The following is a 25,758-nucleotide window of genomic DNA, read 5'->3' as shown; positions in this document are numbered from 1 at the left end:
CGTTTGACCAGCATCCCAAGAGGCGACGACTGTCGCATCTCTAACTGGCTCATATGTCGCATCTCTAAAATGCCGCTACAAGCGAAGATCGCGTAATCTATCTTATGGAACTTCTCAGAGAAGCCGTCCACCGCCGCACACTTCTTCTTCTGTTGTTGTCCAGAACCTTCAACAGATCCGTCACCGCCGAGCCTTGGTTCGGGTGGCAAGAACATTGCGGATTGAAAAGCTTGAATGAATGCGCAGGACGCCGGGCAGCGTCGAGAGGATATCCTTGTGAATCCGCTCGAACTCGCCGGCACCCGCGACCTCCACCCGTAGCAGATAGTCTGATCCGCCCGTCATCAGGAAGCACTCGCGAATTTCCGGATGCTTGCGTACGGCGGCTTCGAAACGGTCGAGGTGATCCTCCGTCTGACGCTCCAGCGTGATATTGATGATCACCGCGATCGTGTCCTCCGAACTTCCGCTTTCCACGAGCGCGGTATAGCCGCGTATGACGCCTGCCTCTTCGAGCAATCTTATCCGGCGCAGACAGGCCGACGGCGAAAGGCCGACCTCCTTCGCCATGCGGGCATTGCTCATGCGCGCGTTGACGCGGAGCAGGCGCAGGATATTCCGATCGATCGCGTCGAGGGCTGTCATGCATAAGATTCCGTCTTCGTGCAGGATGTGCGAATAATGATCATACATTGATATGATCAATCAACACCAGGTGGGATATTCGAAGATCGTTTCAATTATGTTTTGCGCAACGGGAGGGTTGCACATGAACCGTCAAGCTTTGCATGTTCCAGATCGACAGATCGAGAGTGGCGCTTCGGGCTACCTGACGATCGATCTTGCCGCCTTGCGCAGGAACTACCGGAAGCTTTCGGCAATGGTCGCACCTGCAATGGCCGCCGCGGTGGTGAAGGCCGACGCGTACGGCCTTGGGTCCCAGCCGGTATCCAGCGCCCTCCATGCGGAGGGCTGCCGGCACCTGTTTGTTGCGCATCTCGTCGAGGCGGTGAAGCTCAGACCGCTTCTGCCGAGCGACACGCAAATATTCGTGTTGAACGGATTGCAGCCCGAAACGGAGATCACCTGCGCCGAGGCCGATATCGTTCCGGTTCTCAACTCCCTCGAGCAATTCCGCCGCTGGTCGTTGACGGCGCGGAAGCTCGGGCGCGTTCTTCCGGCGGTCTTGCAGTTCGACACGGGCATGTCGCGTTTGGGCGTTCCGCCGGAGGAACGAACCGGGCTTGCGGCCGAGCTCGAGGGCGGCGGCAATATCGAAATCCTGTTCATCATGAGCCACCTCGCCTGCGCCGACGAGGTGGACAACCGCCAAAATGCAGAGCAGCTCGCCGAGATCGGTCGGATCGCGGCCGAGTTTCCAGGCTTGAGCGTCTGCTTTGCCAATTCGGGCGGCATATTCTTGGGCGACGACTATCACGGTGTGCTGTCTCGTCCGGGCATTGCCCTCTACGGGGGAGCGCCGATGGCGGGCACGCCCAATCCGATGGAGCCGGTGGTGCGGCTCGACGTCGCCGTCATTCAGACGAGAACAGTGCCGGCCGGAACACGCGTCGGATACGGTGGTGCGCATGTGACTTCCGCCGAAACCAGGCTTGCCACGATCGCCGCAGGCTATGCGGACGGTCTGCCGCGCTGTCTCGGCCATCGCAGCGCCGTCTTCTATGAAGGCGTGCGACTGCCGATCGTCGGGCGCGTCTCGATGGACAGCATTACCGTGGATATTACCGCCCTCCCCGATGGCACGCTCGCGCTGGGGAGCCTTGTCGAGGTTCTCGGCCCGAATCAGACGCTGGAGGACTTAGCGGAAGCCGCCGGCACCATCTCCTATGAAATTCTGACCAGCCTCGGGCGCCGCTACGAGCGTCGCTATCGCTGATCATCCATCATCGAGGAAACCATGAAAGTCATCGTTCTCGGCGCCGGCGTGATCGGCGTCACCAGTGCCTACCAGCTCGCCAAGGCAGGACACGAAGTCACCGTCATCGACCGCCAAGTAGGCCCGGCCCTGGAAACCAGCTTCGCCAATGCCGGCGAGGTCTCCTTCGGCTACTGCTCGCCCTGGGCCGCACCCGGTATTCCGATGAAGGCGCTGAAATGGCTTTTCATGGAGCACGCGCCGCTCATCCTGCGGCCGAAGATCGATCGCGCCATGCTCAGCTGGATGCTCCAGATGCTGAGAAACTGCACCCCGGAGCGCTACGCGATCAACAAGAGCCGCATGCTGCGCCTCGCGGCTTACAGCCGGACATCTCTGGCAGAGGTGCGGGCGGAGACCGGCATCGCCTATGACGAGCGCATGCAGGGCACGCTGCAGCTTTTCAGGACGCAGCAGCAGCTCGACGCTTCGGCAAAGGACGTCAAGGCGCTGGCGGCCGACGGTGTGCCTTACAAGGTGCTCGACCGTGACGGCTGCATTGGGGTCGAGCCTGCGCTGAAGCATGTGCGCGAAAAGATTGTCGGCGGCCTGCTGACGCCAAAGGACGAAACCGGCGATTGCTTCAAGTTCACCAACGCGCTCGCCGCCACGGCAGCGGCGCTGGGCGTCCGCTTCAGCTATGGCACGCACATCAAAGGGCTGGATGTCGAAGGCGGGCAGGTCCGCGGCGTTCTGACCGATCGCGACCGGCTGAGGGCGGATGCGGTCGTCGTTGCGCTGGGCAGCTATTCACCGCTGCTGCTAAAACCATTCGGCATCAAGCTACCGGTCTATCCCGTCAAAGGATATTCACTGACCATTCCGATCACCGACGCCTCGCGCGCACCGGAATCCACCGTGATGGACGAGACCTACAAGATAGCCATCACGCGCCTCGGCGACCGGATCCGCGTCGGCGGTATGGCGGAAATATCCGGATACACCAATGACCTTGGCCCTGCCCGGCGGCGCACCCTCGACCATTCCGTGACAGATCTGTTCCCGGGTGGCGATTTGCGGCAGGCGTCCTTTTGGTCCGGACTGCGGCCGATGACCCCGGATGGAACACCGGTGATCGGGCCGACGAAGATTGCCGGCCTCTTCCTCAACACCGGCCACGGCACACTCGGCTGGACGATGAGTTGCGGTTCCGCCCGTCTCATCAGCGACCTGGTCGGCGGACGCAAGCCAGAGATCGACGCGAAGGATCTGGCGATCGGTCGCTATAGATGACCAGCTCTTCGGCGGCGAAAGCGGTCGCGTCTCACTTTTTGGCCGTCCTGGTCGTAGGCGTCGCAACGAAGCCTAAGGATGTTGTGGGTGGCCGCTCTCGGCGGCCATGAGAATTGCCTCAATGAGGCGATGAACCCTTAACGCCTCACGGCCGTTGACGCGCGGCTCTCGTCCGATCTCGATTGCATCGAGGAAATCGGCGAGCACCGCGCGGTGATGGTGGTGCGGGAAGGCCATCGGATCGGCGCCGGCACCTCCGGCGGCTTCGTCCTCGATCGTGAGTTCCGTGCCGTCGTGCCACGAAACGGTGAGGCTCCTGCCGCCGAGGCGCGCCATACCGCGCGTGCCGATGACGTCGATCTCGTCGGGGAAACCGGGATAGGCGCAGGTGGTGGCGCTCACGGTGCCGATCGCTCCGTTGGCGTAGCGGATGCCTGCCATGGCAAGGTCCTCCGTTTCCATGCGGTGCACTTTGCTGGTTGCCGCAAAGGCTCTGACCTCCTCCGGAAGGCCGGCGACCGAAATCAAGAGGTCGAGCGTATGGATTGCCTGGGTGAGAAGCACGCCGCCGCCATCGCGAGCCCGCGTGCCGCGTCCCGGCTGATCGTAATAGCTTTGCGGCCGCCAGTTGTGGAGGCGCGCCGAGGCGCTGACGATCTCCCCGAGGCGACCCTCCTCGATCAGTTCGGCAAGTGCCTCGCTGACCGGACGGAAGCGGTGCTGAAGCACGATGCCGAGCTTGATGCCGGCTTGCTCGGCGAGTTCCACCAGCGCCTTCGCCCTTTCCGGCGTGATCTCCAGCGGCTTCTCGAGAAGCACATGCTTCTTCGCGGCGGCCGCACGCCGCACCAGATCGAGATGGGTATTGGGCGGCGTCAGCACCATGACGGCTGCTATCGATGGATCGGCAAAGATCGTTTCGGCGTCGTCGCAAGTCGGAAATCCGTAGGTCTGCGCAAATGCTTCGCGCCTCGCGCGCGTGGGGCTATAGGCGGCGACGACCTCGACCCTCTCCTGTAAATCGAGCAGACTTTTGGCATGTGGCGCTGCGGCCATGCCGAGGCCAATCAATCCGATGCGTGTCCTTGCCATCTCGCCCTCTCCATCACCCGGTGATCCGCGACCGTTTGGGCAATCGCCCTTGGTTCATACAGACGACGCGGCCGAACGCCGCTTGCCCAACATAAGAACGCGCACAAATAAATTCATCATACAAGTCTGATAATTTGTATGTTGACAATCTTGTTTACAGGTCCTAGCCATAGAGGCCTATAGGAGGAGCGGGCCACATGAAGGGGCTGATCGACCCAGATCTTCTGTTTCCGGCGGACGAGGGCACGCGGCGTCTGGCGCGGGATTTCTATGCCGAGGTGCGCGGACTGCCGATCGTCAGCCCGCACGGTCATACCGAACCGCGGTGGTATGCGCTCGACGAGCCCTTCCCCGATCCGGCGCAGCTTCTCATCGTACCGGACCACTATGTGTTCCGCATGTTGTTCAGCCAGGGCGTGAAACTGGAAGAACTCGGAGTGCCGACCCTCGATGGCTCGCCGGTCGAGACGAACGGCCGCGCGATCTGGCGGCTTTTCTGCGAGCGCTATCATCTGTTTCGCGGCACGCCGACACGGCTCTGGTTCGACTACACGCTCTCCAACCTCTTCGGCATTGACGAGTTGCCCTCGGCGGAAAATGCCGACCGCCTGTACGACGACATCGCCGCTTGCCTCGATAAGCCGGACTACCGCCCCCGCGCCCTCTATGAACGCTTCAATATCGAGGTGATCTCCACGACCGACGGCGCGCTCGACGATTTGCGATGGCACGCGAAAATCCGCGAAAGCGGCTGGAAGGGCCGCGTCGTTCCCGCCTACCGGCCCGACTCGGTCGTGGATCCGGACTTTGCCGGCTTTTCGGCCAACCTGGACAGGCTGGGTGAGATCACCGGCGCCGACACTGGAACATGGAAGGGCTATCTGGACGCGCATCGGGCGCGACGCGCCTACTTCAAGCAGTTCGGTGCCACCTCCACGGATCACGGCCACGCCACGGCGGACACGGCCAATCTTTCTGAAGCGGCGGCGATGGCACTGTTCGACAAGGTGCGCGCCGGCAAGGCGGATGCGGACGATAGCCGGCTCTTCCGTGCTCAGATGCTGACCGAAATGGCGAAAATGAGCGTTGATGACGGACTGGTGCTGCAGATCCATCCGGGCTCCTTCCGCAATCATTCTCCGTCCATGCTGGCGAAGTTCGGCCGCGACAAGGGTTTCGATATTCCGACCCGCACGGATTATGTCACGGCAATGAAGCCGCTGCTCGACGCCGTCGGGCTGGAGCCCGAGCTGACCGTTATCCTCTTTACCTTGGACGAGACCAGCTATGCGCGCGAGCTTGCGCCGCTCGCCGGCGTCTATCCGGCGCTCAGGCTTGGGCCCGCCTGGTGGTTCCACGACAGCCCGGAAGGCATGCGCCGCTTCCGCGAGATGACCACCGAGACGGCCGGTTTCTACAACACCGTCGGCTTCAACGACGACACCAGGGCGTTTCCGTCGATCCCGGCGCGCCACGATATCGCACGCCGGGTGGACTGCGCATTTCTGGCTCGTCTCGTCGCCGAGCACCGGCTGAGAGAGGACGAGGCATGCGAGCTTGCGGGAGACCTTGCCTGCGGGCTCGCAAAGAAGGCGTATCGACTTTGAGACATTGAAATCGAGATCATCAATTTGATCATGCGAAACGGGAGGAGAGCATGAGAATTCTTGTGAAACTGACGGCAGGTCTGCTGCTTGCCGCTTCATGCATGGCCGGTGCGGCCAGCGCCCAGACGGTGCTACGCTCGTCGGACACGCATCCGGACGGCTATCCAACGGTGGAGGCCGTCGAATATTTTGGCGAGTTGGTCAAGGAGCGCACCGCCGGCCGCTACGCTGTCGAGGTTTACCACTCGGCGCAGCTCGGCGAGGAAAAGGATACCATCGAGCAGGTTCGCTCCGGCGTGATCGAACTGAACCGCGTTTCGATGGCACCCTTCAACGGCACGGTGAAGGAGTCGATCGTCCCGGCCCTGCCCTACCTCTTCCGGTCGGAAGAGCACATGCACAAGGTCATGGACGGTGCGATCGGCGACCAGATCAAGACGGCCTTCGAAGGCGCCGGGCTGGTGGTGCTTGCCTATTATGATGCCGGCTCGCGCTCCTTCTACAACAAGCAGAAGCCGATCACTTCGGTTGCCGACATGAAGGGGCTGAAGTTCCGCGTCATCCAGTCTGACATCTTCGTCGACATGGTGGCGGCGCTTGGCGCCAATGCGACGCCGATGCCCTATGGCGAAGTCTATTCGGCGATCGAGACGGGCGTCATCGACGGCGCGGAGAACAATTTCCCGAGCTACGACACCGCCAAGCATTTCGAGGTGGCCAAGAACTTCTCGCTCGACGAGCACACGATCCTTCCGGAGGTGTTCGTGATGAACAAGGCCGCCTTCGCCAAGCTGACGCCGGAAGACCAGGAGATCTTCAAGCAGGCTGCCAAGGACAGCGTCGCTAAGCAGCGCGAGCTCTGGGCGGCAAAGGTCAGCGAGTCGCGCGCCAAGGTCGAGGCTGCCGGCGCGAAGATTTCCACGCCCGACAAGCAGGGTTTCATCGATGCGATGAAGCCGGTTTACGAAAAGCACGTTACCGATCCGGTCCTGAAGAAGATGGTCGAGGACGTACGGGCGGTTCAATGACGCATTTGATGGGCAGGCCCTACCCTGCCCATCCCTTCTAGGGATGACGACCATGTCCACCAGACTGGTGAAAACAGGCCGCGCGCTCTCCGGGTTGAGCACGCTTTCGCTCTGGCTTGCGGGTATCGGCCTCGTCATGATGACGGCCATCGTCGCTTGGCAGGTGTTCTGCCGCTATGTGCTGAACGACTCGCCGAGTTGGACCGAGCCCGGCGCGGTGATGCTGATGAGCTGGTTCATCTTCCTCGGTGCTGCAGTCGGCGTGCGGGAGAACTATCACCTCGGCTTCGACGTCCTTCTCTACGTGATACCCAAAGGCGGGAAGAAGTGGCTGCGGATGATCTCGGACTTTGTCGCACTCGCCTTCGGATTCGGCATGATCTGGTATGGGGTCGAGCTTGTCAGGCTTACCTGGGACACCATTCTGCCGTCGCTGCATATCTCCGGCGGCTGGAACTACGTGCCGTTGGTTGCAGGCGGCGTGCTGATCAGTCTGTTCGCCCTCGAACGCATCGTTCTGCGCCTCGCTGGCGAACCGATCGACGAACTTCTGGACGAAATGCCCCCGGCGGAGGTTGCCGCCGAACTCGATACCGCGAATGTAAAGGCGTGATCAGATGGATATGATGATCCTTTTCGGCGTATTTACGCTGCTGATGCTGATCGGCACGCCGATCGCCTTCTGCCTCGGCGTCGCCTCCTTCGCGACCGTGCTCTACCTCGGGCTGCCGCCGCTCGTGATCTTCCAGCGGCTGAATTCCGGCATGAGCGTGTTTTCGTTGCTCGCCATCCCGTTCTTCATCTATGCCGGCGACCTGATGGTGCGCGGCGGCATCGCCCAGAAGATCGTCGCCTTCGCCGCCTCGCTGGTCGGCCACATCCGCGGTGGACTGGGTCAGGTCAACATCGTCACCGCGACGCTGTTCGGCGGCATTTCCGGTTCCGCCGTCGCAGAGGCCGCCGCCGTTGGCGGGCTGATGATCCCGCAGATGAAGGCGCGCGGCTACGGCGCGGACTATGCCGTCAACGTCACCTCCATGGCGGCGTTGATCGCGCTGATGCTGCCGCCTTCGCACAACATGATCATCTATTCGATCTCGGCGGGCGGCAAGATCTCGATCGCGGATCTCTTCACCGCGGGCATTGTCCCCGGCCTCCTCTATGCGGCCGCGCTGATGGTGACCGCCTATTTCGTGGCACGTAGCCGCGGCTATCCCACCGAGGTCTTTCCAGGATTTGCCCGGGTCGGCCGCTTGCTGCTCATCTCGACCCCCGGTCTGCTGCTCATCGCCATCATCTTCGGCGGCGTCCGTTCGGGCGTGTTCACGGCCACCGAAAGCTCATGCATCGCCGTTCTCTATGCGCTGGCCGTCACTGTCTTCGTCTACCGGCAAATGAGCTGGCAGGACTTCGTCCACGCCACCTTCGGTGCGGTGCGCACGACGGCGATGGTCCTCTTGATCATCGGCATGGCCGCCGCCTTCTCCTGGCTGATGGCCTTCCTCAAGGTGCCCGCCGCGCTGATCGATTGGATGAACACGATCTCGGAAAATCCGATCATCGTCCTCCTGTTGATCAACGTCCTGATGCTGTTCCTCGGCACGTTCATGGACATGGGGCCCACGATCATCATCTGCACCCCGATCTTCCTGCCGGTGGCCTTGGCTTATGGCGTCGATCCGGTTCATTTCGGGGTGATCATGATCCTGAACTTCGGGATCGGCCTCAATACGCCGCCGGTCGGCGCGGTCCAGTTCGTCGCCTGCGCGGTCGGGAAAATCACAGTGTGGGAGGCGATGCGCAGCATCTGGCCCTTCTATCTGGCCGGTTTGATCGTCCTCGGGCTCGTCACCTATGTTCCGGCCCTCTCGCTCTGGCTGCCGGGCGTCTTCAAGGGGTAAGAGCGTCATGGACTCCCCGGCCGAATCGAAGACGGAGCGCAAGCCAAAGCTTTCCGAGCGCGTCGCGAACGCGATCCGGGAGCAGGTTCTGAAAGGCGAAATACCTCCCGGCGACAAGCTGCCGACGGAGAGCCGGATGAGCGCGTTCTTTGGTGTCAGCCGGACCGTGGTCCGCGAGGCGATCGCGACCCTTGCCGCCGATGGCCTGGTAGAAGCGCGACAGGGAGCCGGCGTCTTCGTCAAGGACCACCCGACACTTGCCTTCGGCTCGATCAGCCTCGACGTCGGCAACCGGATCTCCCATGCGCTCAATGTCATCGAGGTGCGGATGGGGCTCGAGATAGAGAGCGCGGGGCTCGCCGCGCTGCGGCGCAATGCCGCCCAAGAGGCGCAGATCCAGGAGGCGTTCTTTGAATTCGAACGGCTGCTCGAGCGCGGCGAGGCAACCGGCAAGAGCGATTTCGCCTTCCATCGGGCGATCGCCGTTGCCACCAACAATCCCTACTATGTGGAAGTTCTCGATGCGCTTGGGATGCGAGCGATCCCCTGCGACATCGCCTCGCCTTGGGGGACCGACAGCATCCTGTCGCGCGAATATCAGGAAGGCCTGCAGCGCGAGCATCTGGCGATCCTGAAGGCGATATCTGCCAGCGACCCGGACACTGCCCGCGCCGCCATGCGCGCCCACCTTACCGCCAGCCAGGAACGCTATCGCGTGCGGCTGAGCGGCCAGCAGGCCAAATGGATGTCGGGCACGGCAACGCGCCGGGGCTGACTTCCTTTTCTTCCAATCTGAGGACAACAAGCCGATGACCCCAAGCCATATCGACTATGCCATCCGTCACGCCGTTGACCCCGAAGCCGCTGCGCGCATGGATACCGAGGCGCTTCGCGCGAATTTTCACATTTCGGATCTGTTCCGGCCGGGCCGCATTGCCCTGACCTATACCCACTATGACCGGATGATCGTCGGCGGCGCGATGCCGATCGACGCACCCTTGCCGCTCGAGACCATCCGTCCGACGGGCACGCCCCGCTTCCTCGACCGGCGCGAACTCATTGCCGTCAACATCGGCGGCGCAGGCCGCGTCGAAGTGGGCGGGGAAAGTTTCCGGCTCGAGGCGCGCGACATGATCTATGCGGGCATGAGCAAGGACGTTTCCTTCTCGTCCAACGATCCAGCCGCCCCTGCCAAATTCTATCTGCTCAGCGCGCCGGCCCACCAGGCATTGCCGACGCGCCATATCCGCATCGGCGATGCCAAGCGGCTCGATCTCGGCAGTGCCGCCACCTCGAACGAGCGCTCGATCTTCCAATTCATTCACCCGGAAGGCGTGAAGACCTGTCAGCTCGTCGTCGGCATGACGCAGCTTGCTCCGGGTTCGGTGTGGAACACAATGCCCTGCCATGTGCACGACCGGCGGATGGAGGCCTATCTCTATTTCGACCTCGCGGACGGTGCGCGCATTCTGCATCTCATGGGCGAACCGAGCGAAACACGCCATGTCGTGATGGCAAAGGAGGAGGCGGTGCTTTCGCCGCCCTGGTCCATTCATTCCGGCTGCGGAACCTCGAGCTACGCCTTCATCTGGGCCATGGCCGGCGACAATGTCGACTATACCGACGTGGAAATGGTGCCGATGGAGGCGCTAAAGTGAGCGTTCCGTCGGCCTTCAGCCTTGCCGGCCGCCGCATCGTCGTCACCGGCGCAAACACGGGAATCGGACAGGGAATTGCCGTCGCGGTCGCACGAGCTGGGGGCACGGTGATCGGTGTGGGCCGCTCCGCCATGGATGAGACCTCGGAGAAGGTTGCCGTCACTGGTGGAAGCTTCATTGCCGCTGAGGCCGATCTTTCCGACCGCGAAGCGACACGCGCGCTCATTGACCGGTTGTGGAACGATCATGGAGCTCTCGACGGACTCGTCAACAATGCCGGAATCATCCGACGCGCCGACGCGGTGGACCTCACCGAGGCAGACTGGGATGATGTGATCGACGTTAATCTCAATTCGCTGTTCTTCCTCAGCCAAGGCTATGGCCGCCGCGTGCTCGCCGAGCAAAGACGGGGCAAGATCGTCAATATCGGCTCGCTGCTTTCCTTCCAGGGCGGTATCCGCGTCGCCTCCTACACAGCCTCCAAGCACGGTGCGTTGGGCATCACCCGGCTTCTCGCCTGCGAGTGGGCCGCCAAGGGCATCAATGTGAATGCTGTCGCGCCTGGCTATATCGTTACCAATAACACCGAGGCGCTTCGCGCCGACGAAAAGCGAAGCGCGGCCATTCTCGAGCGCATTCCCGCCGGCCGCTGGGGCACGCCGGAAGACATCGGCGATGCGACGGTGTTCCTGCTTGCCTCGGCTTCGGATTACATGCACGGCGCCGTCATTCCGGTCGACGGCGGCTGGCTCGCAAGATGAAGGAGACGACGATGGATAGGCAACTTTTCGCCCGCGGTAACGAAGGCGAATGGACAAATCTCGGAGAGGGCAATCGGCGCCGGGTGATCCTCTCAACGGAGGAATTGATGCTAGTGGAATTCGCCTTCGAGAAAGGAGCCATCGGCGCTCCCCATTCTCACCCGCACGTTCAGGCCAGCTATGTCGCGACGGGAAGTTTCGAGGTCACCATCGGCGAGCACAGCGAAGTTCTTTCCGCCGGCGACAGTTTCATCGTGCCGTCGGGGGTCGTCCATGGCGTCAAGGCGCTGGAGCCGGGCCGCCTCGTCGATAGCTTTACCCCACATCGCGCGGATTTTCTCAAGTAAGAACGGGCGGCGGTCGAGGAGAGCACCCCGGCACGTGCGCTCCTTGCCGCACCGCCTATTCAACGCTCTGGTCGACGGGCGCCCGCTCCTGCAGGCCCCTGCTCCGCGGATAACCCGCCTCTGCAGCTTCAGCCGATCCTCAATCGGTCGCGAAGCAATAGAAGAGACCGTCGCCGCCGGTGCCCTTGAAAGCCTCGAGCGTGCAGCCGCCGCGCGTCGAATGGGAGGAATTCCAGGATTTGGCCGCCGCCGAATCGTCAAGACCGCTGCGGTCGCTGTGGCCGACGATTGCGGCACCCTCCGCACCGCCTAAGGTCCAATTGCCGCAGGTTTCCGCGGCGGCGGTCCCGTCCGGCTTCGTACCGGTCAGAATGTCGTGGCGGTTTGGTGTGTCGCCCCGGCCGTTGATGACTTCGCCCTTCTCGTTGAGCGCGGTCTGTTTCGTCAGGTTGTTGGTCACGCCGTGAAGCGCGGCAACATCGTCGGCGATTTTTTCGCCCTTGGCGTTGTACCAGGGCCCTGTCCCGATGCGATCCTTGGCATTCTCCGTATCGGTGGAAAGATAGGCTCTCCAGGTCTTGCCGGTCGAGCCGCCGGCGGCCGCAAGCGCGCCGCAATGCGCATCGGCGCCCGCAAGTCCGCCGAGGTCGCCGCCCTTGCCTGGATTGGCGCTGGTTACGAAGAAGCTCATCGAAGTATCCTGAGCAGCGGCCGGCGCAACTGAACAGGCCAATCCGATGACTATAAGTGCCATGCGTTTCATGGCGAGCCTCCCTTGGATGTCCAAGGTATGAGCGTATTGCGTGCAACGGCTAGCGTAAAATCTCAATCTCGTGAGGAACGGAACGCGTGCCCGTCACGAAACGACCGATCCGCCCTGGAGGTGTCAAAGCGAACGGTTGCCACTGTCGGAACGCCTGACGAGCTAACCGCGAATGGACGATCGCCAGACGAGGTCGGCATGGAGACGAACTGACAGGCTGCCCGCAGATCACCACGTCTGGTCTTCCCACCAACTGACGACCTTCGCCCAGCCGATCGAGGCGATCGCACGGGAAGCGGGCGGCTGGTACCTGCCCTTCCCCGTGGACGGCGGGCGATTGACGAAAGGCGCGCCGGTTCTCGCCGCCGCGCCCGGTGCGGTCGGAGACCTCAGGAAGCTGGCGGGCATCTGACGTTCCGCGACCGGTTCGGGGAGAAGGGCTGTAAATGTCAACTGAGCTGTCGCCCCCGACTTAGCTCCGTTCGATCTCGCGCCGCAATACGATCGAGGTCGTAAGGTCGTCCACATTCTCGAGTTGGGCGACTTCGTTGCGCAGATCGTTCAGGGCGTTGATCGAATCCACCCTTACCTCGACCACCAGATCGAGCTGGCCGCTGACGGAAGAAACCCGACGGACAGAGGAAAAGCCGGCGAGACTGTCGAGCACGCCGAGCGAGGGCGTGCGCTTCAGAGTGAGCAATAGGAAAGCCTCGATCTCCCCCTCCTCCAGTTGCCCGATATCGGCGCGGTAACCACGGATCAGGCCGGCCTTCTCGAGCCGTGTGACTCGCTCGGTCGTCGCGCTGCGTGACAGCCCGATGCGACCGGCGAGCGACTTCATCGGGATGCGCGCCTCACGGCTAAGAATGCTGAGGATCTGCCGGTCCGTGGCGTCGATATTCTGCACTGAACAACTCCTGCGGCAACAAGGCACCGGCGGCCGACAAGATGACGGTTAGTACGAACAGAGTGCCGGTGCAACCGGCCTGTTGCCGGATGCACGTGCTGCCGGGGCATGCGAGGCTCGCCCCCCAGAGTGAGGGTAAACGACATGCTGAACACGAAACCCAATTTTTGCCTGAATGATGCTGGCGCGCTGCTTTCGCGGCACTTTGGGATTGAAGGCGCGCTCGCGCCGCTCGACAGCGAGCGGGACCAGAATTTCAAAGTCGCTGCCGACGATGGTAGGACCTTCGTGCTGAAGATCATCAACGCCGCGGAGCCACCGGTCGAAGGCGATTTCCAGACGGCGCTGATGAAGCACCTTGGCGAATATGCCGGCGACCTCCCGGTTCCCCGCCTCCATCCGACCCTCTCGGCCGCAAGCCTCGCCGAAACGACGGGCGCCCACGCCGCGATCCACCGCTTGCGCCTGGTCAGTTGGATACCGGGTGTTCCCCTCGCCCAGTCCGACCGAAGCGTGGCGGTGCTTGAATCGCTCGGGCGCATGCTCGGCCGCTTTGATGCCTCACTTCGCGGCTTCATGCATCCGGGCGCGCTTCGCGATCTCGACTGGGATCTTCGCAACGCCGGCCGCTCTGCCGACCGGCTCCACCACATTGGCGACCCGGACGACCGCGCCCTTCTCGTGCGTTTTCTCGCCCGGTTCGACAAGGATGTCGCCCCGCGCTTTGCGACATTGCGCGCTGCGGTCATTCACAATGATGCCAATGACTGGAACGTGCTCGTAGACCCGGACAACCACGATCGCATAGCCGGCATCATCGACCTTGGGGATGCCCTCTACGCGCCGCTCATTGCAGATGTCGCGATCGCTGCCGCCTATGCCGGGCTCGATCACTCCGACCCGATCGGCGCCGCCGCCGCGATCGCCCGTGGCTTTCACCGCGAATACCCGCTTCTCGAGGAGGAGATCGACCTCCTCTTCGACCTTATCGCCATGCGGCTAGTGACCTCGGTCACGATGTCGGCCTCACGTCGCGCCCAGGTCGGGGACAACCCCTATCTTGCCATCAGCGAACGACCGGCCTGGACGCTCCTGCGCAAGCTTGACGCCATGAACCCGCGCTTTGCGACGGCGATCCTGCGCCGGGCCTGCGGTTTTGAGGCGGTTGCCGGCGCACTAACTGTCGGCGCCTGGATCGACCGAAACCGAAAGAGCCTTTCACCGCTTCTCGATCGTCCAGTCGCGACCTACCCGGCAGATCTCGTTCCCTATGGCGATCCGACACATGCGATGACCGTCAGTTCGGCGGCGGCCCGGCCCCATGAAGCCCAGTCCCTCTGGGAAGACCACTGCCGGGATACGGGCGTGGCGCTGGGCATCGGCCCCTGGGGCGAGGCCCGCACGGTCTATTCGGGCGAGATGTTCGCATCTCGCCTCGTCGACGGCGCCCGCCGCACGCGCCATCTAGGCCTCGATCTCTTCATGGCCGCCGGCACCGAGGTCTACACGCCTCTCGCGGCAACCGTCGTCAGCGTCGAGATCGAGAAGGATGCGCTCGGCTACGGCTGCCTGATCGCGCTGCGCCACGAGCCGGCCGACTGCCCGCCCTTCCTGACGCTCTGGGGGCACCTCGCCCATGAGGCCGTCGAGCGGCTGAAAGCCGGCGACAGCCTCGAAGCCGGTGCGCTCGTCGGCGAAATGGGCGTGCCGGAGGAGAACGGCGGCTGGGCGCCGCACCTGCATCTGCAAATCTCCACCGACGCGAACCTTGCGGCGAGGGAAATCCTCGGCGTTGGGGAGGAACGCTACCTGGATGTCTGGACGGAGCTTTTTCCGGATCCGGGCTCGTTCGCCGGTATCGCCGGAGAGTTTTTCAAACGCAGTGGCCGCTCGCATGAAGAGATCCTCCGGCTTCGCAAGGAACTCCTGCTGCCCAATCTGTCGATCTCCTACGACAGGCCGATCAAATTCGTGCGGGGCGAAGGCGCCTGGCTGATCGACGATCGCGGCCGCGCCTATCTCGATTGCTTCAACAATGTCTGCCACATCGGCCACGCCCATCCGGCAGTGGTGGAGGCAATGGCCCGGCAGGCCTCAACGCTCAACACCAATACCCGCTACTTGCACGACAACATCGTCGCCTATGCCGAGCGGCTGACGGCGACGATGCCGAAGGAACTGGCGGTCGCCGGTTTCGTCAACAGCGGTTCGGAAGCGAACGGTCTGGCACTGCGCCTGATGCGCGCCTATACGGGCCGGGAAAACGCCATCGTGATCGACTGGGCCTATCACGGCACGACACAGGAACTGATCGAAATCAGCGCCTACAAGTTCCGCCGGAAAGGCGGAAAGGGCCAGAAGCCGCATGTTCATGTGGCGACGGTGCCAGACAGCTACCACGCGCCCGCCGACTGGCCGATCGAGGAGCATGGCAAGCGCTTTGCCGAAAGCGTCGCCGACCTGATAGCGGCGATGAAGGCGAGAGACGAAGCACCCGGCTTCTTCCTGGCGGAGTCCATTCCGAGCGTCGCCGGTCAGGTCTTCCTGCCGGATGGCTACCTCAAGGAAGTCTACCGCATGGTGCGTGAAGCGGGCGGCGTCTGCATTGCGGACGAGGTACAGGTAGGATTCGGTCGGGTCGGCAGCCATTGGTGGGCCTTCGAGACGCAAGGCGTCGTCCCCGACATCGTCACCACGGGCAAGCCGATCGGCAACGGCCACCCAGTGGCGGCCGTCATCACCACGCGTGAGATCGCCAGTTCGTTCAACAACGGCATGGAATTCTTCAACACGTTTGGCGGAAACCCGGTGTCCTGCGCCGTCGGCCTGGCGGTTCTCGATGTCATCGAAGGAGAGGACCTGCGTCGCAACGCCTTGGAGATCGGCAACTACCTGATCACCGCCTTCCGGGCGATGCAGGAGCGTTACGAAGTGATCGGTGACGTTCGCGGCCTCGGCCTGTTTCTCGGCATAGAACTCGTGGCCGATCGACGGACGAAGGCCCCCGCCACCGAGATCGCCCGTGCGGTTTCCAATGGGGCGCGGCAGCGCGGCGTGCTGATGGGAACCGAAGGGCCGCATGACAATGTCCTGAAGATGCGCCCGCCGATGATCTTTTCGAAGCGCGATGCCGATCATCTGATCGCGGTGCTTGATGAAACCTTCATCGCCGTGCTGGAGAGAGCCGGATAGGAGCCAGCGGCGGATGGAATCTCCCCTTCTTGGCTTGTTCTTGAAGGATTTTGCAGTATTTCTGAACTGTTATCCGATTTCGTTAACGTGAGGTCGCAATGATGAGAACCTACTTTACGGCAGCTGTCCTGGTGGCTTCGAGCCTGTCGTCCAGCTTCGCTTATGCCGGCGACGGTGCTCTCGCGGACATCAAGAAGGCAGGCGTGATCAAGATCGGCACGACCGGCGACTATAAGCCCTTCAGCTACAAGGGCGTCGACGGCAACCTCATGGGCGCCGACATCGCAATGGCGACGGGCCTCGCCGCCGAACTCGGCGTCAAGCCGGAATTCGTGACCACCACATGGAAGACCATGCTGGGCGACTTCAAGGCAGGCAAGTTCGACATCGCCCTCGGCGGTATCACGGTCAACGCCGCTCGTGCCGAGGTCGGCGATTTCTCGATCCCGAACGTGACAGACGGCAAACGGCCGATTGCCCGTTGCGAAGACAAGAACAAATACACGACCTTGGATGCGATCGACCAACCCTCCGTGCGGGTGATCGTCAATCCGGGCGGCACCAACGACAAGTTTGCCCATGAGCACTTCGACGAGGCGTCGCTCGAGGTCTTCCCGGACAACAGGATCATTTTCGACCAGATCGCATCCGGCAAGGCCGATGTAATGGTCACCGATGGCGTCGAGGTGGATCTGCAATCCAAGCTGCATCCCGGCGTGCTGTGCCCGGTTGAGGTCAAGGAGCCGTTCACGCATTTCCGGAACGCCTACCTGCTTCGCAAGGATGTCGCGCTAAAGGCTGCCGTCGACGCTTTCGTGCGCAAGGAGTTGGAGAACGGCGGCTGGAAGGCAAAGCTCGACGCCGCGATGCAATGAGGGACGGCGCTCCCCGACGCCGCATGCCGGTGCGTGTCGCGTGAATCCTGCAATTCTACAGACGCCGGCCTGCCGCATCGAAGGCGTGCAGGCTTTCTGGCCGGGCAACGACATCGAGCTCGTCGTCTATGCCGATGCGGGAGCGGCCCGCGACCCGGAAGACCAGCGGCTGACCGCTCGTCAGGCTGCCGTGTACGTAGCTTTCGGCGCCGACAAGCTCGACGGCACCGACGCGCACGCGCGCCCTGAATCGATCGTTGTCAGTTGAACCGTCCGCAAGACCGATATCCTCCGGCCGGATGCCAAGCAAAGCAGTTCCCGGCTGATTGACGAAGGCCGGCGGAGCCGACCAATCGGAAGAGGCGCCTTCAATCTCCAGAAGGTTCATGGAGGGCGAGCCGATGAAGGTCGCGACGAAGGAGGTCTCGGGCTTTTCATAAAGTTCGATCGGCGTTCCGACCTGTTCGATCCTGCCGCCGTTCAGCACGACGAGGCGATCGGCGAGCGTCATGGCCTCAAGTTGATCGTGGGTCACATAGACGCTCGTGGTGCCGAGAGCGCGCTGCAACTGCTTGATCTCGACGCGCATCTGCACCCTCAACTTCGCGTCCAGGTTCGACAGGGGCTCGTCGAACAGGAACGCAACGGGCTCGCGAACTATCGCGCGCCCCATGGCGACGCGCTGGCGCTGCCCGCCCGACAGCTGACGCGGTTTGCGATCGAGGAAAGCGTCGATCTCCAGCGATTTGGCGGCCTTGGCGATCCGCCGCTCGATCTCTTCCTTGGGCGTGTTGCGGTTTTTCAGTCCGTAGGCAAGGTTCTGACGCACTGTCATATGCGGATAAAGCGCATAGTTCTGAAACACCATGGCAATGTCGCGTTCGGCGGGTTCGAGCCTGTTGACGACGCGATCGCCTATGGCGATCTCTCCGGACGTGATGCTTTCCAGTCCGGCGATCATCCTGAGCAAGGTCGATTTTCCGCAGCCCGATGGCCCGACCAGCACGATGAACTCGCCGTCGGCGATTGCCAGCGAGACACCCCGGATGGCATCGACATTGCCGCCGTAGGTCTTTTTCACGTCCTTGAGAGTGATCGTCGCCATTATTTCTCCGTTTCAACCAGGCCTTTGACAAACCAGCGCTGCATCAGGACAACCACGACGACCGGTGGAATGATAGCCAGGATGGCCGTGACCATGACGTAGTTCCAGGGTGTCGAGGCGTCGGCAAAATCGACCATTTTCCTGAGGCCGATGATGATCGTGTTCATTCGGCTGTCGTTGGTCACCAGAAGCGGCCAGAGATACTGCGTCCATCCATAGATGAAGAGGATCACGAATAGGGCCGCGATATTGGTTTTTGACAGCGGCAGCAGGATGTCCCGCATGAAGCGGAACGGCCCCGCATTGTCGATGCGCGCCGCCTCGACGAGCTCGCCCGGGACCGTCAGGAAGAACTGACGGAACAGGAACGTCGCCGTCGCCGACGCCATCAGGGGCAAGGTCAGGCCGGCATAGGTGTCAATCAGCCCGAGATCGACGATCACCTTGTAAGTGGGCAGGATCCGCACCTCCACCGGAAGCATCAAGGTGATGAAGATCATCCAGAAAAAGGCCATACGCAGCGGGAAGCGGAAAAACACGATCGCGAAGGCCGAGAGGAAGGAAATCACGATCTTGCCGACCGCGATCGCAATGGCCACCACGAATGTGTTGAACAGAAGCCGTTCCAGGCTGACACCGACGACGCGCTCGACGCCACCCGCCAGTGCTTCGCCGTAGTTTTCGGCGAGCCGTCCGCCGGGGGCCAGCGGCATTGGCGGACGGACGATCTCCGTCGACGTCAGGCTCGAGGCGACAAAGGTGTAGTAGATCGGAAAGACGACGATGATGATGCCCACAATGAGCATCAGGTGGCCTATGAGGTTGGAAATTGGGCGCTTCTCGATCATAGGCGACTATCCATAGTGCACCCGCCTTTCGACGAAGCGGAACTGGAAGGCCGTCAGGGCGACGACGATCGCCATCAGGATGACGGATTGCGCGGCCGAAGAGCCAAGGTTCAGATTGACGAAGCCGTCGTTATAGACCTTGTAGACCAGTGTTTCGGTGGCCTTTGCCGGCCCGCCTCCGGTCACGGAATGGATGATGCCGAAGGTATCGAAGAAGGCATAGACGGTGTTGACGACGAGAAGGAAGAAGGTCGTCGGCGCCAGCAGCGGGAACACGATCGTCCAGAAGCGGCGGGTGCCGCGCGCGCCATCGATCGCCGCCGCTTCGATCAAGGATTTCGGTATGGCCTGGAGCCCGGCGACGAAAAAGAGGAAATTGTAGCTGATCTGTTTCCAGGCGGCGGCAACGACGATCAGGACCATGGCGTGATTGCCGTTGAGCAAGGGATCCCAGTAGAAGCCGTTGCGGCGCAGGATATAGGCGAACGTGCCCATCGCCGGATTGAACATGAAGAGCCACAGCATGCCGGCGACGGCCGGCGCGACCGCATAGGGCCAGATCAGCAAGGTGCGATAGAAGGTCTGGCCGCGCACGACGCGGTCGGCCGCCGTTGCCAGAAGCAAGGCGAGGCCCATCGATAGGAGCGCAGTCAGGACGCTGAAGATCACCGTCACCTGCAGCGAGTTCAGATAGCTGCCATCTGCGAGGACGGCACTGAAGTTGGCGAGCCCGACGAAACCGCTCTTCAAGCCGAAGGGATTCTCTCGCATGACGGATTGGTAAAGCGCCTGGCTTGCCGGCCAGAAGAAAAAGACGATCGTCAGCACGATCTGGGGGGCAACCAGGATATAAGGGAGGATCTTGTTCGGAAAGACGACACGCTGCACAGGCAATCTCCTTCAGCAACCTGACCGCCCGCGGCCGTTTCCGACCGCAGGCGGTCGCCGGATCGATCAGTTGCTGATTGCCGCTGCAATTGCCGCATTGCCGCGCTCGACGGCCTTGTCGAGCGTCGTCTTTGCGTCCTGCTGTCCGGCGAGCATCGCCTCGAATTCCTCGTTGAGGATGTCGCGCACCTGCGGCAGGTTGATCAGCCGAACGCCCTTGGAGTTCTCGGTCGGCGCCTTGCCCGTCATCTGCAAGATCGGCGTTTCACGGCCCGGGTTCTTCTCGTAGAAGCCCGACTTCTTGGTCTCCTCGTAGGCGGCCATCGTCACCGGCACATAGCCCGAGACCTGATGCAGCTTCGCCTGGACTTTCGTCTGCGACAGGAAGTTGAAGAACTCGGCTACACCCTTGTATTCCTCGTCGGACTTGCCGGCGAAGACCCAGAGGCTGGCGCCGCCAGGGATCGTGTTCTGCGGCCCGTGACCTTCGTAGTAGGGCAGTTGACCGATTCCGTAGTTCACCCCGCTCTTGATGATATCTCCGAGACCGCCGGACGATTCCGTCATGATGGCGCATTCACCGGACGTGAAGAGTTGTTTTGCCTCGGAGGTGCGCCCGCCGTAACGGAAGACGCCGTCCTTCGCTAAGTCGGCGATCGCCTGGAAATGCTCGACATAGAGCGGCGCATTGATCTCGAGTTTCACGTCCGAACTGCCGAGGCCGTTTTCATTGGTCCCGTATGCGACGTTGTTCCATGCGGCGAAGTTCTCCGTCTGGATCCAGGTCAGCCAGGTGGAGGTCAGGCCGCAGGCAGCAGCACCACTTGTCTTGATCTTCTTCGCGGCCTCGAAGACCTCAGGCCAAGTCTTCGGCGGACTGTTGGGATCGAGCCCCGCCTTCTGGAAGGCATCCTTGTTGTAATAGAGGATCGGCGAGGAGGAATTGTACGGGAAGGACAGCATCGTCCCGTCCGGCTTCGAATAATATGAGACGATGCCGGGCATGTATTGCGATTTGTCGAAGGTGAAGCCGCCTTTCTGCAGCACCTCCATCGCTGGCACGATGGCACCCTCGGCAGCCATCATCGTGCCGCTGCCGGCATCGAAGACCTGGATGATCGCCGGTGGCTGCTTCGACCGGAAAGCAGCGATCCCCGCATTCAATGTTTCGGGATAGGTGCCCTTGAACACCGGCACCACCTTGAAGGTGCTCTGGCTCTCGTTGAACTCCTTGGCGATCTGCTCGATCATTTCGTTGTTGGCGCCGGTCATTGCATGCCACCACTGCAGTTCCGTGGCGGCCTGGGCCTGAAACGCCAATGCTCCGAAAGCTGCCACTGTCGATAGTCCGATCACTCGCATAAAATTATCCTCCCTTGCGCTCAGCCATACCCACGCTGTTCGCCAACGCGCGCCTGTTTCCAAGCGGACAGCTCGGGCTCCTCCAAAACGATGGTCGGACGCATGCATCCGCTCCCACCGTGGGTGCAAATAGGGTGCACTCGGCTTATGTCGAGGGGTGCTCTCCGGTCCATCTCCAGCTTATGCATCTGGAGAGAGCACAGTCCAGCAAAGAACGAAAATGTTGGCTCGGAGAGCCGGCTTAGCCCCTGTCCTTCACCCATCGATAGAGGACGTCGGGCTCCTTCTCTCCGTTCCGGCGGCCGCCCGTTTCCTGGACGGCGACGAAACCGTGCTTCTCGCAGAAGCGCCTTGCTTGCCGGTTGCGTTGAAAGGTCCACCCCATGCCTTGCCACCTGATCGCAAGGGCGAGAATGGATTTAGGCTAATCCGCAGCCTTTCCCAGCGTATCTGCGACGAAAGCCCCACGTTCGCCCATCGGCATCGGCTCTCCAGTGGTGGAATCGACTGCCGTCTGATGCTCGAGCTCGGCGTTGAGAAGGGCGCCGGTGATCAGGATGACCATGGAGATCCAGACCCACATCATGAAGCCAATCAGCGCGCCGAGTGCGCCATAGGTCGCGTTGTAATTCGCGAAATTCTCCAGATAGTAGGAATATATCCATGAAGCGGCGAGCCACAGCAATGTGCTGAATACAGCGCCCCAGTTCAGCCACCGCAGTTTGGCCCGTTCGCGGCTCGGTCCATAACGGTAGATGAGGACAGTACCGAGGGTGCCTAGCAGCAGAATGGCGGGCCACCGCGCCACTCTGGTCAGGATCTCGATCCAGCGATCCAGCCATAGATAGGCGAGCAGGGCCGGAATGACGCCGATCGCCACGATGAGGACGACGGCAAAGAGCAATGCGGCAAACGTGAAGGCAAGGCACAGGAGCGTTCTTGAAACCATGCCTCTCTTCTCCCTTTCCCCATAGGCGACGTTCATCGCATCGAAGAGCGCCGCAATACCGTTGGCCGCACTCCAGAGCGATACCAACAGGCCGCCGACGAAGCCAAGGCTGAGCGTCGATGTCTTCTGCGTCGCAAGAGACGTCAGCTGATCCGTGATCAGACTGAATGAACCGGGCGGCAAGAGCTCGTCCAAGACGGCCACATGCGTTCCGATATTGGAAGGATCCGCCACGAACCCATAGAGGGAGACGAGCGCCCCAAGAGCAGGAAACAGCGCGAGCAGCAGGTAAAAGCTCACGCCTGCCGCGACGAGGAAGACGCGCTCCTCGGAGATCTCGGACATCACCCGCCAGAAGACGTCGCGCAACCCCTTCGCCGGTATCTCTCCCGGCGTGGCTGCACTACGTCCCCTGCCAGGGTCGGCGGTTTCCATTGCCTTCGTAAGATCGACGTCCTTGGCGCTCATCTAGAAGTGTCCGGTATTTCCCGCGAGCCTCAGCTAGCGCCCAACCCTCGGAGAACTTCCTTGTTCCAGCGGGCTGGTGATTTGTGGCAGCCGCGAGCCACGGAACAATCGCCCCCTGCTACAGTTTTGTCCGAGACCGGACGGGAGATGCAGACATGAACAGGAATTGGGAGCGGTTGGCGCTGGTGGGCGCCGCCATAATCATCATCGCCAGCGCGTTGTTTTATTTCTACGTCGACCGCTTTCCGACAAGCAGTGCGACGCGGATCGAAGACACGAAAGTCAATGCCGACGGCGTGAAGACGATCGACCCGAACCCGCCAAGTGCCAGCGGCGACAAGAAAAATCCATCGTAGCGGCAGCGGCAGCTCATTCGTCGAGATGCCCGCCGCGCTTCTGTATCAGTCTTGACTTGTGATGGGCGCAGTATTTGCCGACGGCTTTGGCGGCGCAGAACAGATACGGCCCACCACTGTTGATAGGCCAGATACACTCGCCGGGCGATAGGTCCTCGAGGCGCTTCGCGAATGGCAGCCGCTGCACGTCATACTGGTTCGCAGGGGAGAATTCTCTTTGAAGCTCGTTCATCGGTTTCTAGGCGCGCTACTCTTTTTCTTCGAGCCTGGCCCAGCTCGGTAATGGCCACTGCTATTGGAGGAAACGCGCGATCCGGCAAAGTGATCCAACATAGTCATGCCAACCGCACCATCTGAGCGGCTCAGGGATCTGAGTGGTGGCCCGGCCCGGAGGCCACCATGTCAGCCGGGAAGCAGGGTAACCACCATAACCGCTGCGACTACGGCGAGCGCAGCGATGAGGGCGATCAGTTCGATCATCATGTAACGCTGCATGTCGCGACGCATGCCAGTTCCTCCACGCCGTTGTGAGGTCGAAGGAAAACGCGTCAACACCATAATTGTTCACGTTGGGCGGGTGCGCCGCCGCGGCGGGTTCCCGCACAAAAGCAGCGAAACGCCCCGCCCCTTAGATGGGCGCTCATGCAAAGGCGGGTACGGAGCCCGCTAATCGGCGGCCATTCCGGGAACCGCGTCGCCCGTCGTCAACATCCGCATCAGGGCGAATTCGCTCCTTACGCCCTGCTGGTAAAGGTGAAAAAGCATCCTGCCTATTTTAGCACCCTCCTCACTCTCCGGCTCCAGCTCCCTGGAGGAGCAGGCATAGACATGAACGCGCCGGAGCATCGAGATTTCATAGTCGTCAATGGCGAGATCCGAAAAGCGCATGTGCATTTCCCTTTGACCCTCAATCAAAGCAGGTTTGTTGATCATGCACTGATATTGGTGCGCCAAGCTGCGGATTCCAGATGTTGCCCCATCAATGACCGTTGATGGCGGTCTACGGGGAACGACAGACGCGGCGGACGCGTTTTTGACCATCTTGCTGCGCGTGTTTCGGAGCCATCATGTCAACAAATCCCCTCGTGACCTTCGATCTCGATCCAGCCCCCGCTTTGATCGACTGAGAGGTACGGCGGATGGAGCACTACGACATAACGCTTGGGCTGTTCGGGCTGGTCATCCTGCTTACCGCGTGGATTCCCATGGCGTTTCGCCGTCTGCCGCTTTCACTGCCCATCTTCTGCATCGCCATCGGGGCTTTGGCCGGGCACAGCATTCTCAGGCCGATAGTCGATCTCGCCTCGTTCGACAGCCGGCTCGTCATAGAGCATATGACGGAATTCACCGTCATCGTTGCGCTGATGGGTGCCGGACTGAAGATCGACCGCCCGATCGGCCTGCGCAACTGGGCTCTCACGTGGCGGCTCCTGGGCATTGCGATGCCGCTGGGGATCGCCGTCATGGCCGCCGGCGCCTCGCTGATACTCGGCCTTGGAGCGGCCTCCGCCATTCTGCTCGCCGCATGCCTGGCACCGACCGACCCGGTCCTTGCGAGCGATGTCCAGGTAGGGCCGCCGGAGACGGGAACAGAGGACGAAGTTCGGTTCGCGCTGACATCCGAAGCCGGTTTGAACGACGGCCTGAGTTTTCCATTCGTGTATTTAGCGATTGCGATCGCACTGGCCTCGGATGAGCCGGACTGGTTCGCCGGGTGGCTGTTGCTCGATGTCTTATGGCGGCTCTTCGCCGGAGTCGTGATGGGGTGGATCGTCGGCAAGGTGCTCGGCTTCGCCACCTTTCGCCTGCCGAAGGGCGCTGCGCTCGTACGCACGGGCGACGGTTTTGTCGCCTTGGGGATCACCTGCCTCGCCTATAGCCTGACAGAACTTGTCCACGGCTATGGATTCGTCGCCGTGTTCGTCGCCGCGCTCTCCTTCCGCACCGTCGAGCGCCATCACGACTTTCACAAGGAACTGCACGACTTCTCCGAACAGATAGAAAGGCTCCTGATGATGGTGCTTCTCGTCTGCTTCGGAGCCGCCGTCAGCCTCGGACAGTTCATTGCCGACCTCGATTGGCGCGTGCTCGCCTTTGCCCTGTTTGTCCTTGCGATCGCCCGGCCGGCCACGGGTTGGGTAAGCCTGCCATCGACCTTGCCTAAAGGCGAAAGGGCGGCGATCGCCGTCTTCGGGATCCGCGGTCTCGGCTCGATCTACTATCTCGCTTTTGCTACCGGGGTGGCCCGCTTCGAAGAGGTGGGCGTCATGTGGTCCGCCGTCGCCTTGATCGTGCTGATTTCCATCGTCACCCACGGGCTCACCGTCACCCCGGCAATGCACCGGCTCGACAGGCGGCGTAAAAGCATCGTCAGGGCCGACGAAGCGTTGCGTGCGAAGTCCTAGACTAGTGCCCGTCCATAAACGGTAAACTGCTGAAATTATTGGGTGAATCGCGATATCTGCGCGGGCAAAGCCCGGCG

General features: G+C 61.8%; 24 protein-coding genes and 2 pseudogenes. 15 read left to right on the top strand and 11 right to left on the bottom strand.

All coding sequences use genetic code 11. The features are described from left to right. Positions 1–180: 180 nt before the first annotated feature. Positions 181–645 (bottom strand): Lrp/AsnC family transcriptional regulator, encoded by a 465-nt coding sequence (locus ATC00_RS00810; protein WP_064251668.1) that lies wholly within the window; start codon positions 643–645, stop codon positions 181–183. A 124-nt stretch (positions 646–769) separates the two neighbouring features. Here ATC00_RS00810 and alr point away from each other — a divergent pair, with 124 nt between their 5' ends. Both alr and ATC00_RS00800 read left to right on the top strand, forming a co-directional pair. Further along, on the top strand, positions 770–1,897 hold the full coding sequence (gene alr / locus ATC00_RS00805) for an alanine racemase (RefSeq protein WP_064251667.1): 1,128 nt from the start codon (positions 770–772) through the stop codon (positions 1,895–1,897). Positions 1,898–1,918: 21 nt separating this feature from the next. Then, positions 1,919–3,169, top strand: coding sequence for a D-amino acid dehydrogenase (locus ATC00_RS00800; protein WP_064251666.1), 1,251 nt, complete (start codon positions 1,919–1,921; stop codon positions 3,167–3,169). A gap of 72 nt (positions 3,170–3,241) precedes the next feature. Here ATC00_RS00800 and ATC00_RS00795 read toward each other — a convergent pair whose 3' ends face one another. Next, positions 3,242–4,261, bottom strand: coding sequence for a Gfo/Idh/MocA family protein (locus tag ATC00_RS00795; protein WP_064251665.1), 1,020 nt, complete (start codon positions 4,259–4,261; stop codon positions 3,242–3,244). Between the two features lie 197 nt (positions 4,262–4,458). On the opposite strand from ATC00_RS00795, the gene uxaC reads away from it, so the two are divergent. From uxaC to ATC00_RS00755, 8 genes are read left to right on the top strand one after another with little or no spacing between them, the layout of a single operon-like run. Next, positions 4,459–5,868, top strand: a complete 1,410-nt coding sequence (uxaC, locus tag ATC00_RS00790) for a glucuronate isomerase (protein ID WP_064251664.1) — start codon at positions 4,459–4,461, stop codon at positions 5,866–5,868. A 50-nt stretch (positions 5,869–5,918) separates the two neighbouring features. Continuing rightward, positions 5,919–6,896, top strand: coding sequence for a TRAP transporter substrate-binding protein (locus ATC00_RS00785; RefSeq protein ID WP_064251663.1), 978 nt, complete (start codon positions 5,919–5,921; stop codon positions 6,894–6,896). A 52-nt stretch (positions 6,897–6,948) separates the two neighbouring features. Beyond that, positions 6,949–7,509, top strand: coding sequence for a TRAP transporter small permease (locus tag ATC00_RS00780; RefSeq protein ID WP_153045150.1), 561 nt, complete (start codon positions 6,949–6,951; stop codon positions 7,507–7,509). A 4-nt stretch (positions 7,510–7,513) separates the two neighbouring features. After that, a complete protein-coding gene (locus ATC00_RS00775; protein WP_037380085.1) occupies positions 7,514–8,797 on the top strand; it encodes a TRAP transporter large permease in 1,284 nt (427 codons plus the stop codon). A 7-nt stretch (positions 8,798–8,804) separates the two neighbouring features. Further along, positions 8,805–9,572 (top strand): FadR/GntR family transcriptional regulator, encoded by a 768-nt coding sequence (locus ATC00_RS00770; RefSeq protein WP_037380086.1) that lies wholly within the window; start codon positions 8,805–8,807, stop codon positions 9,570–9,572. A 34-nt stretch (positions 9,573–9,606) separates the two neighbouring features. After that, positions 9,607–10,455: a 5-dehydro-4-deoxy-D-glucuronate isomerase gene (kduI, locus tag ATC00_RS00765; RefSeq protein ID WP_064251661.1), complete on the top strand. Its 849-nt coding sequence runs from the start codon at positions 9,607–9,609 to the stop codon at positions 10,453–10,455. Next, complete coding sequence (kduD, locus tag ATC00_RS00760) at positions 10,452–11,216, top strand: 2-dehydro-3-deoxy-D-gluconate 5-dehydrogenase KduD (RefSeq protein WP_064251660.1); 765 nt, start codon at positions 10,452–10,454, stop codon at positions 11,214–11,216. The genes kduI and kduD overlap by 4 nt, the downstream gene beginning before the upstream one ends. Before the next feature lie 11 nt (positions 11,217–11,227). Further along, positions 11,228–11,563 (top strand): cupin domain-containing protein, encoded by a 336-nt coding sequence (locus tag ATC00_RS00755; protein ID WP_064251659.1) that lies wholly within the window; start codon positions 11,228–11,230, stop codon positions 11,561–11,563. Positions 11,564–11,702: 139 nt separating this feature from the next. On the opposite strand, the gene ATC00_RS00750 is transcribed toward ATC00_RS00755, so the two are convergent. Next, complete coding sequence (locus ATC00_RS00750) at positions 11,703–12,326, bottom strand: hypothetical protein (protein ID WP_064251658.1); 624 nt, start codon at positions 12,324–12,326, stop codon at positions 11,703–11,705. Between the two features lie 283 nt (positions 12,327–12,609). Here ATC00_RS00750 and ATC00_RS31870 point away from each other — a divergent pair. Next, a pseudogene (locus ATC00_RS31870) lies at positions 12,610–12,738 on the top strand (inositol monophosphatase family protein); the annotation flags it as partial. Positions 12,739–12,798: 60 nt separating this feature from the next. On the opposite strand, the gene ATC00_RS00740 reads toward ATC00_RS31870, so the two are convergent. Further along, positions 12,799–13,233, bottom strand: a complete 435-nt coding sequence (locus tag ATC00_RS00740; protein ID WP_064251656.1) for an Lrp/AsnC family transcriptional regulator — start codon at positions 13,231–13,233, stop codon at positions 12,799–12,801. A gap of 108 nt (positions 13,234–13,341) precedes the next feature. Between ATC00_RS00740 and ATC00_RS00735 the strand changes: the two genes are divergently transcribed. Together ATC00_RS00735 and ATC00_RS00730 are read left to right on the top strand one after the other, a co-directional pair. Beyond that, positions 13,342–16,425, top strand: a complete 3,084-nt coding sequence (locus tag ATC00_RS00735) for an aminotransferase class III-fold pyridoxal phosphate-dependent enzyme (protein ID WP_064251655.1) — start codon at positions 13,342–13,344, stop codon at positions 16,423–16,425. 98 nt (positions 16,426–16,523) lie between these two features. Continuing rightward, positions 16,524–17,300: a transporter substrate-binding domain-containing protein gene (locus ATC00_RS00730; RefSeq protein WP_064251654.1), complete on the top strand. Its 777-nt coding sequence runs from the start codon at positions 16,524–16,526 to the stop codon at positions 17,298–17,300. 55 nt (positions 17,301–17,355) lie between these two features. Here the strand turns inward: ATC00_RS00730 and ATC00_RS00725 are convergent, their stop codons facing one another. From ATC00_RS00725 to ATC00_RS00705, 6 genes and pseudogenes are all read right to left on the bottom strand, one after another. Continuing rightward, positions 17,356–18,405, bottom strand: coding sequence for a sn-glycerol-3-phosphate import ATP-binding protein UgpC (locus ATC00_RS00725; protein WP_064251653.1), 1,050 nt, complete (start codon positions 18,403–18,405; stop codon positions 17,356–17,358). Continuing rightward, entirely contained in the window at positions 18,405–19,253 is an 849-nt protein-coding gene (ugpE, locus tag ATC00_RS00720; protein WP_064251652.1) for a sn-glycerol-3-phosphate ABC transporter permease UgpE, read from the bottom strand. The genes ATC00_RS00725 and ugpE overlap by 1 nt, the downstream gene beginning before the upstream one ends. A 6-nt stretch (positions 19,254–19,259) precedes the next feature. Then, the gene (gene ugpA, locus ATC00_RS00715) at positions 19,260–20,141 is read right to left on the bottom strand and encodes a sn-glycerol-3-phosphate ABC transporter permease UgpA (protein WP_064251651.1); all 882 of its coding nucleotides are present in this window, start codon (positions 20,139–20,141) and stop codon (positions 19,260–19,262) included. A 66-nt stretch (positions 20,142–20,207) separates the two neighbouring features. Continuing rightward, on the bottom strand, positions 20,208–21,503 hold the full coding sequence (gene ugpB, locus ATC00_RS00710) for a sn-glycerol-3-phosphate ABC transporter substrate-binding protein UgpB (RefSeq protein WP_064251650.1): 1,296 nt from the start codon (positions 21,501–21,503) through the stop codon (positions 20,208–20,210). Between the two features lie 241 nt (positions 21,504–21,744). Continuing rightward, positions 21,745–21,882: pseudogene (locus ATC00_RS30670) on the bottom strand (GNAT family N-acetyltransferase); the annotation flags it as partial. Positions 21,883–21,927: 45 nt separating this feature from the next. Continuing rightward, complete coding sequence (locus ATC00_RS00705; protein WP_037380105.1) at positions 21,928–22,920, bottom strand: YihY/virulence factor BrkB family protein; 993 nt, start codon at positions 22,918–22,920, stop codon at positions 21,928–21,930. Positions 22,921–23,075: 155 nt separating this feature from the next. Between ATC00_RS00705 and ATC00_RS00700 the strand changes: the two genes are divergently transcribed. Continuing rightward, a complete protein-coding gene (locus ATC00_RS00700; protein ID WP_037380107.1) occupies positions 23,076–23,276 on the top strand; it encodes a hypothetical protein in 201 nt (66 codons plus the stop codon). Between the two features lie 666 nt (positions 23,277–23,942). On the opposite strand, the gene ATC00_RS00690 is transcribed toward ATC00_RS00700, so the two are convergent. Continuing rightward, positions 23,943–24,170: a hypothetical protein gene (locus ATC00_RS00690; protein WP_037380725.1), complete on the bottom strand. Its 228-nt coding sequence runs from the start codon at positions 24,168–24,170 to the stop codon at positions 23,943–23,945. A gap of 245 nt (positions 24,171–24,415) precedes the next feature. Between ATC00_RS00690 and ATC00_RS00685 the strand changes: the two genes are divergently transcribed. Next, a complete protein-coding gene (locus ATC00_RS00685) occupies positions 24,416–25,681 on the top strand; it encodes a cation:proton antiporter (RefSeq protein ID WP_064251648.1) in 1,266 nt (421 codons plus the stop codon). Positions 25,682–25,758 lie beyond the last annotated feature (77 nt).

The sequence above is a fragment of the Sinorhizobium americanum genome, assembly GCF_001651855.1.
Lineage (GTDB): Bacteria > Pseudomonadota > Alphaproteobacteria > Rhizobiales > Rhizobiaceae > Sinorhizobium > Sinorhizobium americanum.
This window is presented reverse-complemented; position numbering and strand designations above follow the sequence as displayed.